The sequence below is a fragment of the Polaromonas sp. genome (assembly GCF_030689685.1).
Taxonomy (GTDB): domain Bacteria; phylum Pseudomonadota; class Gammaproteobacteria; order Burkholderiales; family Burkholderiaceae_C; genus Polaromonas.
On sequence record NZ_JAUYEY010000095.1, the window covers coordinates 1 to 12,149 of the forward strand.

7 protein-coding genes are annotated in these 12,149 nt (G+C 63.3%); 4 read left to right on the forward strand and 3 right to left on the reverse strand.

From position 1 onward, the window contains the following. Positions 1–116: 116 nt before the first annotated feature. Complete coding sequence (locus Q8O29_RS19480; RefSeq protein ID WP_305565849.1) at positions 117–1,115, reverse strand: filamentous hemagglutinin N-terminal domain-containing protein; 999 nt, start codon at positions 1,113–1,115, stop codon at positions 117–119. Between the two features lie 174 nt (positions 1,116–1,289). Between Q8O29_RS19480 and Q8O29_RS19485 the strand changes: the two genes are divergently transcribed. Together Q8O29_RS19485 and Q8O29_RS19490 are read left to right on the forward strand one after the other, a co-directional pair. Continuing rightward, complete coding sequence (locus Q8O29_RS19485; protein ID WP_305565850.1) at positions 1,290–1,919, forward strand: response regulator transcription factor; 630 nt, start codon at positions 1,290–1,292, stop codon at positions 1,917–1,919. Next, positions 1,919–3,670, forward strand: a complete 1,752-nt coding sequence (locus Q8O29_RS19490) for an ATP-binding protein (RefSeq protein ID WP_305565851.1) — start codon at positions 1,919–1,921, stop codon at positions 3,668–3,670. The genes Q8O29_RS19485 and Q8O29_RS19490 overlap by 1 nt, the downstream gene beginning before the upstream one ends. A 122-nt stretch (positions 3,671–3,792) precedes the next feature. Here Q8O29_RS19490 and Q8O29_RS19495 read toward each other — a convergent pair whose 3' ends face one another. Both Q8O29_RS19495 and Q8O29_RS19500 read right to left on the reverse strand, forming a co-directional pair. Beyond that, positions 3,793–4,281, reverse strand: coding sequence for a DUF1854 domain-containing protein (locus Q8O29_RS19495; protein ID WP_305565857.1), 489 nt, complete (start codon positions 4,279–4,281; stop codon positions 3,793–3,795). Between the two features lie 15 nt (positions 4,282–4,296). Continuing rightward, positions 4,297–6,651 (reverse strand): ABC transporter ATP-binding protein, encoded by a 2,355-nt coding sequence (locus tag Q8O29_RS19500; protein ID WP_305565853.1) that lies wholly within the window; start codon positions 6,649–6,651, stop codon positions 4,297–4,299. 209 nt (positions 6,652–6,860) lie between these two features. Here Q8O29_RS19500 and cphA (Q8O29_RS19505) point away from each other — a divergent pair, with 209 nt between their 5' ends. Further along, entirely contained in the window at positions 6,861–9,086 is a 2,226-nt protein-coding gene (cphA, locus tag Q8O29_RS19505) for a cyanophycin synthetase (RefSeq protein ID WP_305565854.1), read from the forward strand. After that, a complete protein-coding gene (gene cphA, locus Q8O29_RS19510) occupies positions 9,083–11,686 on the forward strand; it encodes a cyanophycin synthetase (RefSeq protein WP_305565855.1) in 2,604 nt (867 codons plus the stop codon). The genes cphA (Q8O29_RS19505) and cphA (Q8O29_RS19510) overlap by 4 nt, the downstream gene beginning before the upstream one ends. The last annotated feature ends 463 nt before the right edge of the window (positions 11,687–12,149 follow it).

The following is a 12,149-nucleotide window of genomic DNA, read 5'->3' on the forward strand; positions in this document are numbered from 1 at the left end:
TCTTGCAGCGCCGTAATCTGCTCCTGCTGCATCAGAATCAGTGCATCTTTTGCGGCATGGCTTAACTGACTCAGGCTTGATGGGGTTTGCATTGATGCGGATTGTCGCCTATCGAATCATGGGGGCTGAGTAGTTACGCTGGTTTCAATAAAGCCGCCGTTGCCCGTTTGTGCCGATGCGTCCAGCGTGCCGCCCACATTGACAGTGCCGTATTCCATATCGCCCATCAACATGATGCGGCCTGCAATGTTTTGCAGGGTTTTGGCTTCAATGATGCCGGTGTTGTTGACGGTAGCCGTCGTCAGTGCATTCATCGCCTTGGCAGACAGCAGCACCTGACCGCCATCGGCTTTGATGAGTTGCTTGTTGTCAGCCAATGCGTTGACCGCGCCCTGGTCAATGCTGTAACCCAGCAATGAGCCGTTGTTTAAGTTGAGCGTGATTTTGTTGCCCGCGGCGAGGAGGGCTGTGCCCAGGGATGCAGTCATCACGCCTTCGTTTCTTGCTTCAGGGGCTAGCAGGGCAAGATAACCACCTTGGGCTGCGGTCATCGTGCCTTGATTGACGACTGAGCCTGTGCCTGTGGTTTTGGTAAATGTTGTGCTGCCGTTCATGAAGTCGGTTGGGTTCATGCCCAGTGTTGATGCGACCAAGCCGCCGACGTTGACCTGGCTGCCTGCGCCAAACAGGGTACCGTTTGGGTTCAAGATAAAAACCTGGCCATTGGCTGTCAAACTGCCCAAAAAGCTGCTGGGGCTGCTGCCTGTAATGCGGTTCAAGGCAATCGCCTGGGCATTGGGCTGGTTGAACCTCAAAGCCTCATTGGCTGCGGTTGATAGCTGCGTCCAGTCCAGCGCCAGGCGTTGGCTGGTTTGGTTGATGGTGGTGGTGTTGCCCACGGTGGCAACTGTGCCAGCGCCGCCCCGCAGCGTCGCATCTGCTGCGTTGGCTGCATAAGCTGCCGGGCTGGCGATGGCCAAAATAGCCAGCAACGCACTTGCTGCCCGCCCACCCTTGCCGCGCCCCTTGGCGTTTTCAGCCACGGCCACCCAAATGCCCAGCGCGGCATTGAAGACCAAACGGTAAATTCGGTTCATGCTGGCGTGGGATGTCATGGCGCTGTCCTGTATCAAAAGATGACAGGAATCGTAAGAAAAACAGCGCTTACTTCCTATAGTCCGTTTGGACTGGTAGGCAACACTTCAACGTGGTTTTTTCGCATAGTCCATTTGGACTGGTTAACCACAAAACACTTGTAGGTCAACAAAAGTCTGGCTTAAATACGCCCCATGATGATTGATATTTTGTTGATTGATGACCATGCCCTGTTTCGCTCCGGGCTGGCGATGGTGCTCAAAGACGGCATCGCTGGCGCGGACATTGCGCAGGTGGCATCGTTGGAAGAGGCCATGCGGGATGCACTGCCAGCGCCCCATGTGGTGCTGCTTGATGTGCAGTTGCAGGGCCTCAATGGGCTGGAGGGCATTGCCCTGGTGCGCCGCCGCTGGCCTGATGCGCTGGTGGTCATGCTGTCGTCCCAGGCAGAGCCGCGAACCGTGCGACAGGCACTGGCGCGCGGTGCTGCGGCATTTGTCTCCAAGGCAGATACCGCTGAGACAATTGTTTCGGTGATCACCACGCTGATGAGAGGCGAGACGGTGGTCACCAGGATCGACGGCTTTGCCGACAGCCAGCCTGCTGGCTTGCATGACGGTGCTAGGCCGCAACGCCTGACACCGCGCCAGGCCGAGGTACTGGACTTGTTGTGTCAAGGCCTGTCAAACAAGGTCATTGGTCGGCGGCTAAACCTCAGCGAGAACACCGTGCGTGGCCATGTGCAGGCCACACTCAGCGTGCTGGGTGTGTCCAGCCGGTCCGAAGCCGCCTTTGCCGCACGCCGTATCGGCCTGGTGTTTTGATGCGTTTTGCGTGGCTGCGGCTGGCTGACGACAGGATTCTGATTGAGCAATTGCGGCTGATCTATGCCAACATGACCATCACGGTGGTGCCCACCTTTCCGGCGATTTTTTTGCTGGTCTGGACGCTGGGCCAACCCGGCAACTGGGGCAGTCTGCTGGCCTGGACTGCGGTGGTGTCGGCTACCAATGCGTATTCAATTTTTGATGCGCGCCGCCAGTTGGCGCGTGGCCTGGTGGCGGGTGACGCACGGCGTTTGCTGCGCAGGCTGGTGCTGTCCATCTTTGTGGCTGGACTGTCCTGGGGCGCATTGGCTTTTGGCGCACTGGGCAACACCACGGCGGTCGGCAGCATCCTGGTGATCAGCGTGCTGGCGGGTGTGTCGGGCGGCTCGGTAGGTTTATTTGCGCCGGTGTTTGCGGTGTATGTGGCGTTTATCGCGCCGCTGGTGGGTTTGACGGTGGCCAGACTGTTTCAACTCGATGACCCGGCCTATGCGGCTTTTGGATTCATCGCATTGTTTTACATCGGTACGCTGATCACCCAAAGCTACATGGCCGGGCGCGCTGTGCTGGCCGCTATCAATTTGCGTTTTGAAAATCTGGAACTGCTGGCCAAGACCGAGGCAGCGCAAAAAAATGCAGAGCAAGCCAATGCTGCCAAGTCAAAGTTTTTGGCGGCAGCCAGCCATGATTTGCGCCAGCCCATCCACGCGCAAGGCTTGTTTCTTGAAGTGCTGTCGCACACGCCCTTGAGTCCGCACCAGGCCGAGGTGCTGGCCAGTGCCCGCCTGGCATCGGAGGCATCGGGCGACATGCTGAACACGCTGCTGGATTTTTCACGTGTTGAGGCGGGCGTGGTCGAGCCGTTTGCTGCGCCGTTCAAATTGCAAACGCTGCTGTACAAGATTGAAAACGACCTGGCACCAGTGGCCAATGCCAAGGGGCTGGTCTACCGCTCGCGTGAGACATCGGCGGTGATCCATTCAGATGCATCACTGGTCGAAATGGTGCTGCGCAACCTGGTCAGCAACGCCATCCGTTACACAGAGCAAGGCGGCGTGCTGGTGGCCTGCCGATTGCACCACGGCATGGCGGTGGTTGAGGTGTGGGACACCGGCATCGGTATTGCGACTGAAAACCAGCTGGAAATATTTCGTGAATTTCATCAACTGGGCAACCCCGAGCGTGACCGCCGCAAGGGTCTGGGGCTGGGCCTGGCGATTGCTGATGGCTTGGCCAAAACCATGGGTCATGCGCTGACACTCAGTTCTGTCCCAGGGCGGGGCAGCGTGTTTCGTTTGGCGCTACCGCTCAGTGTCCGGCCAGTTCAGCTTGCACCTGCCAGCGCAGCAGCTCATGCATCGCTGGCGGAGGTGCGCGTACTGGTGATTGATGATGACGATGCGGTGCTGGCGGCCATGGCACATCTGCTGCGTAGTTGGGGCTGCGCTGTGACCACCGCCGACTCCATTGAGCAGGCCATGGCGCAGGCCAGAAAAAGCCGACCCGATGTGGTGCTGAGCGACTACCGCCTGCGCGGCCAGCAAACCGGGCTGGAAGCAATTACCGGTCTGCGAGGCCTGCTGGGTGATCAGTTGCCAGCAATGATGATCACGGGCGACACCGCGCCCGACCGCCTGCGTGAAACCCTCGGCAGCGGCGTGCCGCTGCTGCACAAGCCGGTGGCACCTGAGCAGCTGTACCAGGCGTTGGCGGGCTTGCTGGCGGGTCGGCAGGCGGTCGGCGCCTAGGCTCCTAGACCGCGTCAAGCGCTGGTTTGGTCTGATTTTTTTTGAGTAAAATCTGGCTGCAGCCCTTGTCCTACCTGCGTGGAGAGCTACCGAATTGATAGCGTTTTTGACCCTCAGCGCTGTTACAAAAACCGCTCCAGCAGCCGCCGCGAAGCCCGGTCCAGCGCGCCCAAGTCTTTCACGCTGAAATGCACGCCGTGGCCTGCGGCGATCAGCAGGGCCTGACGGCCCAGCCGGCGGATGTCTTCCTCGCCCTTGAGCACAAACGAGGTCTCGCCTCGGTCGGTATCTACCCGCCAGGTGCTGGGTGTGCCAAAGCTGGAGACACTTTTGAGCGCCGTGATTTCTGGAACAAAGTCGCGCAGGGCCAGTTCTTCTTCAAGCAGGCTACGCTGCGTTGGCGGCAGTGTGTCCAGCCGGTCCAGCCAGACCAGCTCGTGGCCATCTGCGCCCAGCAGGGAGACGCCTTCGTCCGGCGCGGCAATCGGGAAGGCCCGCACCGGAACCACGCCCACGTGCTGGCGGCCCTGCGCATCGGTCAGGGTCAGCCCACCAGAAGTCAGTCGGACCAGTTCAAAGTCGGCCGGGTGCCTTGCGGCATGGGCAGTCATGTTCATGCTGTCTTTCTACACATTACCGGCACGCTGAGCGGCATGCGCCACCTGCGAGGTTGCCAGCGCAATGCGGCCTTCCTCGGCGTCCTGGTTGCCTTCGCTGTCCACCTGACGCGCCTGCGCTTCATACAGCCGCCAGTAGGCGCCCTGTTTGGTCATCAGCTCGTCGTGCGGCCCAACCTCAACCACCTGGCCGCGGTCCATCACCACCAGCCGGTCGGCCTTGCGCAGGGTGGACAGGCGGTGCGCGATGGCAATGGTGGTGCGCCCCTGCACCAGGTTGTCCAGCGCTTTCTGGATTTCCTGCTCGGTCTCGGTGTCTACCGATGACGTGGCTTCATCCAGGATCAGGATGCGCGGGTCGATCAGCAACGCGCGCGCAATGGAAATGCGCTGGCGTTCACCGCCGGACAGGCCCTGGCCCCGCTCACCCACCAGCGAGTCATAACCCTGCGGTAGCCGCAAAATGAACTCATGCGCATGCGCGGCGCGGGCGGCCGACACAATCTCTGCGCGGCTGGCGCCGGGTTTTCCGTAGGCGATGTTCTCGGCAATCGTGCCAAAAAACAAAAACGGCTCCTGTAGCACCAGGCCAATGTAGCGCCGGTAGTCGGCGACGGCAAAGCGGCGGATGTCAGTGCCATCCACGCTGATGCTGCCGTCGGTCACATCGTAAAAGCGGCAGATCAGGTTGACCAGCGTGCTTTTGCCGGAACCACTGTGACCCACCAGACCGATCATTTCGCCCGGTTGAATCACCAGATCCAGCCCGCGTATCACCGCGCGGTTGCCGTACCTGAAACCCAGCCCGCTCATCTCGATGCGGCCCTGCAATGTGGGCATCGTCACCGGGTGGGTCGGCTCGGGCACGTTAGAGACGTGGTCGAGAATGTCAAAAATCCGTTTGGCACCCGACGCCGCTTTTTGCGTGACCGACACAATGCGGCTCATCGAATCAAGCCGCGTGTAAAAACGGCCGATGTAGGCGACAAAAGCAGTCAGTACACCCACCGTGATCTGCTGGCGGGACACCAGCCAGATACCAAACGCCCAGACCACCAGCAGCCCAATTTCAGTCAGCAGCGACACCGTGGGGGTGAACAGCGACCAGACCTTGTTGAGCTTGTCATTGACCATCAGGTTGTGCTGATTGGCGTCGCGAAAACGCTGGGCCTCGCGCTTTTCCTGGGCGAAGGCCTTGACCACACGGATGCCGGGAATGGTGTCGGCCAGCACATTGGTCACCTCGGACCAGACCCGGTCGATTTTTTCAAAGCCGGTGCGCAGTCGCTCTCGCACCGCGTGGATCATCCAGGCGATGAACGGCAGTGGCAGCAGCGTCACCAGCGCCAGCCAGGGGTTGATGGAAAACAGGATGGCGGCTGTCATCACGATCATCAGCACATCGGTGGCGAAATCCAGCGCGTGCAGCGATAAAAAGACGTTGATGCGGTCGGTTTCCGAGCCGATACGCGCCATCAAGTCACCGGTGCGCTTGCCGCCGAAGTAGTCCAGCGAGAGCTCCAGCAGGTGGTCAAACGTGGCGGTGCGCAGGTCGGCGCCTATGCGTTCAGACACCAGGGCCAGCAGATAGGTGCGGGCCCAGTTCAGTGCCCAGCCGACCACCGCCGCTGCCAGCAGCGCGCCCAGAATGGCCAACACCTTCCAGGATTCGATCTGCTGGCCGTTCTGGAACGGGATCAGAATGTCGTCGATCAGCGGGATCGTCAAATAAGGCGGCACCAGGGTGGCGGCGGTGGAGGCCAGCGTCAGCAAAAATCCCGCCAGCAGTTGCCACTGGTAGGGCCGGGCAAAGCGCCACAGGCGCAGCAGCACCCAGGTCGATGGCGGGGTGTGCAGTTCCCGTGCGCAGGTCGGGCAATCCTCGCTGTCCGGCGGCAGCACCGTGTCGCACAATGGGCACAGGGCGACTTCATCGCTCAGCCCGTCGGCAGCCTCGGGCCCCTGCGGCGCGGTTCGCTGCTCAAACAGCCGCAGCAGGCGCAGCGCCTGCACATTCCCAGCCAGGGTAAAGCGCCAACTGGCCAGCCGGGTCTTGCCCTCATGCAGCTCCAGCGTAGCGATGCCAGCGTGGTCGAAATGGCGCAGAGACAACAGCGGCGGGCTGGACGGGCTGGGGGGGTTGACCGGCAGCAGCCAGCTGGTCCATAGACCAGTTTCCGCGTCCTGGGCCAACAAACGGCGGTCGGTCAGCGCCAGCAAACCCCGGGAAAACCGAAGTTGCAGGTTCAGGTCAACCAGCACGGTACATAAGACGTTCTCATGGGCTGCAAGTTGCGCACGCAGGTCTGTTTGCGCTTGGCCAGCCTCCCTGAGGGAGGCGTCAACCGGATGAGAATGATGCATTGTTGTGATGTGGAAGCCGTGGGTACCGGTATTCGAAGCGTTTTCGGAGCCGAGAGAGCGGATTTTCGCCTACGCCGGGCTGAACGCTGATGTCTTATCTAGCGCCAGAGCCAAAAACCCTGCCGGTATTCACAAAAAACGCCGCTCAAGATGCGCGCCTGAAAAACAACGCCGCCCCGACCCCGCCGGTTGACCAAAGCCATGAAAACATGAGCAAAAAGGATGATATCCAGCTTCTGCGCATCAATTACCTGCGCGGCCCCAATGTCTGGACTTACCGGCCGGTGCTGGAAACCTGGCTGGACCTGGGGCCCCTGGAAGACTTCCCCTCCAACCTGATTCCCGGCTTCAGCGACCGGCTGGTGGCCCTGTTGCCGGCCTTGGTCGAGCATCACTGCGGCGTCGGCGAGCGCGGCGGCTTCATTCAGCGCCTGGTGGAAGGCACCTGGGCCGGCCATGTGCTCGAACACGTGGTCATCGAGTTGCTAAACCTGGCCGGCATGCCGACCGGTTTCGGCCAGACCCGCAGCACCTCGCAGCGCGGCGTCTACCGCATGGTCTTCCGCGCCCGCGACGAGCAGGTCGCCCGCAGCGCCCTGGCCGAAGGCCACCGCCTGCTGATGGCCGCCATCAACAACGGGGCCCACCACGAGCCTTATGGCGAAGCCGAACTGCAGACCGCCGTCGGCCGCGTGCGCGCCAAGGTCGACGAATGTTACCTCGGCCCCAGTACCGCCTCCATCGTCGCCGCCGCCACCGAGCGCCGCATCCCGCACATCCGCCTGAACGACGGCAACTTGGTGCAGCTCGGCTACGGCGCCAGCCAGCGCCGCATCTGGACCGCCGAGACCGAATTCACCAGCGCGATTGCCGAAGGCATTGCGGGCGACAAGGACCTGACCAAAAGCCTGCTCGCCTCCTGCGGCGTGCCGGTGCCTCAAGGCGAAATTGTTGACACGGTCGAGGCCGCCTGGGAAGCCGCCCAGGACATCGGACTGCCGGTGGTCGTCAAGCCCTCGGATGGCAACCACGGGCGCGGTGTTTCACTGGATCTCAAGACACGGGAAGAAGTCGAGGCCGCCTTCCATGTCGCCGCCCCCCAGGGCAGCGATGTGATGGTCGAGCGTTTTGTGCGCGGTCATGAGCACCGCTTGCTGGTCGTCGGCGGCCGCGTCGTCGCCGCCGCGCGTGGCGAGACCGCATCCATCCGCGGTGACGGCGTGTCCAGTGTGTCTCAACTGGTCCAAACCCAGCTCAACACCGACCCGCGCCGCGGCGCCACCGAAGACTTCCCGCTCGGACTGATCGAACTCGACACGGACGAGGCCATCCAGCTCGACCTGCAGCGCCAGGGCCTGAGTCCGGACGCCGTGCCGGCGGCTGGCCGCGAGGTGCTGATCCAGCGCAACGGCAATGTGTCCATCGACTGCACCGACGAGGTCCACCCCGAAGTCGACCACATCGTCTCGCTGGCTGCGCGCGTGGTCGGCCTGGACATCGCCGGCGTTGATGTTGTGGCGCAGGACATCTCCAGACCGCTGCATGCCCAGGGCGGCGCGATTGTGGAAGTCAATGCTGGCCCTGGCCTGTTGATGCACCTCAAACCGGCCGAGGGCGCACCCCGCCCGGTCGGCCGTGCCATCTGCGACCACCTGTTTCCCGAAGCGCCGGAAGGTGAGCACAGCGGCCGCGTTCCCGTGGTCGGCGTGGCCGGTTCGGCCGGTACGCACAACATCGCGCGCCTGGTCGCCTGGCTGCTGCAGCTCTCGGGTCGGCACACCGGCCTGGCCTGCCGCGACGGCCTGTTCGTCGATGGACGCTGCCTGGACCCTTCCGACGGCACCTACTGGGAAGCCGGCCAGCGCCTGCTGATCAACCGGGCCGTGCAGGCAGCCGTGTTTGAAAACAGCGCCCACACCCTTCTGCGTACCGGCCTAGCCTACGACCGCTGCCAGGTTGGCGTGGTCACCGACCTGGGCGGCTGGGACAAGCTCGCCGAGTTCGACATCTTTGACGAAGAACCAATGTTCAAGGTCATGCGCTCGCAGGTCGATGTGGTGCTGCCCGACGGCGTGGCCGTGCTCAACGCCGCCGATCCTGCCATCGTCACCATGGCCGGCCTGTGCGACGGGGAAGTGATTTTTTATGCGCTGGACCCGGCGCTGCCCGCCATTGCCGCCCACCTGGACACCGGTGGCCGCGCTGTGTTCATGCGCCAGGGACAGGTCGTGCTGGCCACCGGCACCAGTGAGGTCTTTTTGCCCGGCCTCGACAAGCTGGCCGTCTGGCAGGACCGCCACGTCCCGACCGCCGAAGACAGCCTGCTCGCCGCGATTGCCGCAGCCTGGGCGCTCGGCATCCCCCTCAACCTGATCGGCGCGGGTATCGAAGCCTTCGAAGCCAGCCCTGCCCAGCCCCGAAAGACCCTCCCATGAACGTCTCGCGCATCCGTGCCCTGCGCGGCCCCAACCTCTGGAGCCGCCACACGGCGCTTGAAGCCATTGTTGCCTGCACCGAGGCCGAGTGCGCCATCGACCACCTGCCCGGCTTTGAGCCGCGCGTGCGTTCGCTGTTCCCGGCCATCGGCGCGCTGCGGCCCGGCGGTTATGTGGGCCCGGTGTCGCTGGCCCATGTGCTGGAGTCGGCCGCGCTGGCACTGCAAGCCAATGCCGGTTGCCCGGTCACCTTCAGCCACACGGCGGCCACGCTGGAGCCCGGCGTCTACCACACGGTCATCGAATACAGCGAAGAGGCTGTTGGCCAGCTCGCGCTGGAACTGGCCCAGGCGCTGGTGAATGCCGCCCTCAACGAAACAGGTTTCGACGTGGACGCGGCGATTGCCCAGTTGCGCGAGCTCGACGAAGACGAACGCATAGGCCCCAGCACCGGCGCCATTGTTGACGCAGCGGTGGCCCGTGGCATTCCCTACCGGCGACTGACGCGCGGCAGCCTGGTGCAGTTCGGCTGGGGCTCGCGCCAGCGCCGCATCCAGGCGGCCGAGTTGGACGCCACCAGTGCCGTGTCCGAGTCGATTGCCCAGGACAAGGATCTGACCAAAAAGCTGCTGCTGGCCGCCGGCGTGCCCGTGCCTATGGGCCAGCCTGTCGCCAACCCCGACCAAGCCTGGGAAGCTGCGCAGCGCATCGGTTTGCCGGTGGTGCTCAAGCCGCAGGACGGCAACCAGGGCAAGGGTGTCACCGTCAACATCGTGACGCGCGATCACCTCGACATCGCCTTCCGCGCTGCGGCTGAACACGGCGCCGTGATGATCGAGAAATTTCTGCCCGGCAACGACTTCCGCCTGCTGGTGGTCGGCAACAAGCTGGTGGCCGCCTCGCGGCGCGAGCCGCCCCAGGTGCTGGGCGACGGCCTGCACACCGTGCGCGAGTTGGTCGACATCGTGAATCAGGACCCGCGCCGCGGTGAAGGCCATGCGACCTCGCTGACCAAGATCCGCTTTGACGAAATTGCAGTGGCGCGCCTGGGGGTGCAGGACCTGACGCCAGAGTCGATCCCCGCACGCGGACGCCGCGTCATCCTGCGTAACAACGCCAACCTCAGCACAGGCGGCACCGCCACCGACGTGACCGGCGACGTGCACCCCGAAGTTGCCGCGCGTGCGGTGGCCGCCGCGCAGATGATTGGCCTGCATATCTGCGGCGTGGACATGGTCTGCCAAAGCGTGCTGCGCCCGCTCGAGGCGCAAAACGGCGGCGTGGTCGAAGTCAATGCCGCGCCCGGCCTGCGCATGCACCTGTCGCCTTCCTACGGCAAGGGCCGCGCCGTGGGTGGCGCGATGATCAACGAATTGTTTGCCCACGGCGATGACGGCCGCGTTCCGGTGGTGGCCGTGACCGGCACCAACGGCAAGACCACCGTGGTCCGCCTGATCTCGCACTTGCTCACCGCCAGCGGTTTGCGCTGCGGCATGACCAACACCGACGGTGTCTGGGTCGACGGCCGGCAGACCGACAGCGGCGACTGCAGCGGCCCCAACAGCGCACGCAATGTGCTGATGCACCCTGATGTGGATGCCGCTGTTTTTGAAGTGGCGCGCGGTGGAATATTGCGCGAAGGCCTGGGCTTTGACCGCTGCCAGGTGGCTGTTGTCACCAACATTGGCAGCGGCGACCATCTGGGTCTGAATCACATCACCACCGTGGAAGACCTGGCCAGCGTCAAGCGCGTGATTGTGCAAAACGTCGCACCCAACGGCTACGCGGTGCTAAACGCCGCAGACCCCATCGTCGCCGCCATGGCCTCCACCTGCCCGGGCAACTTGATCTTTTTTGCCGCCGACCGGCACCACCCGCTGATGGCCACCCACCGCGCTCAGGGCAAACGCACGGTGTATGTGGACGGCAACGCCGTCATCGCCGCTGAAGGCGCCTGGCGCGAGCGCATCTCGCTGCAGCACATTCCCTTGACACGCGGCGGCAGCATCGGCTTCCAGGTCGAGAACGTGCTGGCCGCGCTGGCAGCGGCCTGGGCGGTCGGCCTCAAGTGGGAAACCCTCAAGAGCGGCCTGGCCAGCTTTGTCAGCGATGCGCACAACGCCCCTGGCCGCTTCAACGTGATGGATTACTGCGGTGCCACCGTGATCGCTGACTATGGCCACAACCCAGACGCCATGCGCGCGCTGGTGGCCGCTGTGGACGCCATGCCAACCAGCAAAGGGCAACGCCGAAGCGTTGTCATCTCCGGTGCGGGCGACCGCCGCGACAGCGACATCCGTGACCAGACCATCATCCTCGGCAAAGCCTTCGACGACGTGCTGCTTTACCAGGACGCGGCCCAGCGGGGCCGTGGCGATGGTGAGGTCATGACCCTGCTGCGCGAAGGCCTCGCCGGCGCGTCCCGCACCACACGCATCGACGAAATCCGTGGCGAGTTTCTGGCGATTGACACCGCACTGGCACGCTTGCAGCCGGGCGATCTGTGCCTGGTCCTGGTGGACCAGGTGCAGGAGGCGCTGACGCATCTGGCAGAGCGGGTAAAAGAGGCGCGCGACCTCAGGCAGATTGCTGCGGCCTGAGATTGGGGCCGGTGCACCCGGCGCGCCTGGTTGTACGGCCACTGGCTCATGACCTCATCGACCAGACGCTCGAATGGCGCGATGCCGGTGGTCGCTTCGCACCGGCCGAACACCTTGACGCGGTGCACATCGAGCGCAGCCATGTAGGCCCACGCGCCGCCACGCGCGTATTCGTGCTCCACGCGCATCGCGCAGCCGGAGGGCGTCCCGCTCGGGCTCGCTCTTCGAGGCCCGCCAATCGCTCTCTGAAGAAGCGCTTGCGCCACTGGCTGACCACCTCGCGCCGCGTATCCAGGCGCGCGGCAATTTCGACCCTTCGACAAACTCATTCCATTTCTACTTCATAAATGAAGTAATCAAGGAGCTCACAATCCAATCCCAAGAGACAATGGTGCGCACAGTTTCAGGGTTTTGCTCCAAAGTTCTGAGTCCCAGTGCAAGCTGCTCCTCCAGCGCGTCAAGG

Coding starts and splice junctions, on each gene's coding strand:
- Q8O29_RS19480 (WP_305565849.1), bottom strand. CDS start 1,115: ATGACATCCCACGCCAGCATGAACCGAATTTACCGTTTGGTCTTCAAT.
- Q8O29_RS19485 (WP_305565850.1), top strand. CDS start 1,290: ATGATGATTGATATTTTGTTGATTGATGACCATGCCCTGTTTCGCTCC.
- Q8O29_RS19490 (WP_305565851.1), top strand. CDS start 1,919: ATGCGTTTTGCGTGGCTGCGGCTGGCTGACGACAGGATTCTGATTGAG.
- Q8O29_RS19495 (WP_305565857.1), bottom strand. CDS start 4,281: ATGACTGCCCATGCCGCAAGGCACCCGGCCGACTTTGAACTGGTCCGA.
- Q8O29_RS19500 (WP_305565853.1), bottom strand. CDS start 6,651: ATGCATCATTCTCATCCGGTTGACGCCTCCCTCAGGGAGGCTGGCCAA.
- cphA (WP_305565854.1), top strand. CDS start 6,861: ATGAGCAAAAAGGATGATATCCAGCTTCTGCGCATCAATTACCTGCGC.
- cphA (WP_305565855.1), top strand. CDS start 9,083: ATGAACGTCTCGCGCATCCGTGCCCTGCGCGGCCCCAACCTCTGGAGC.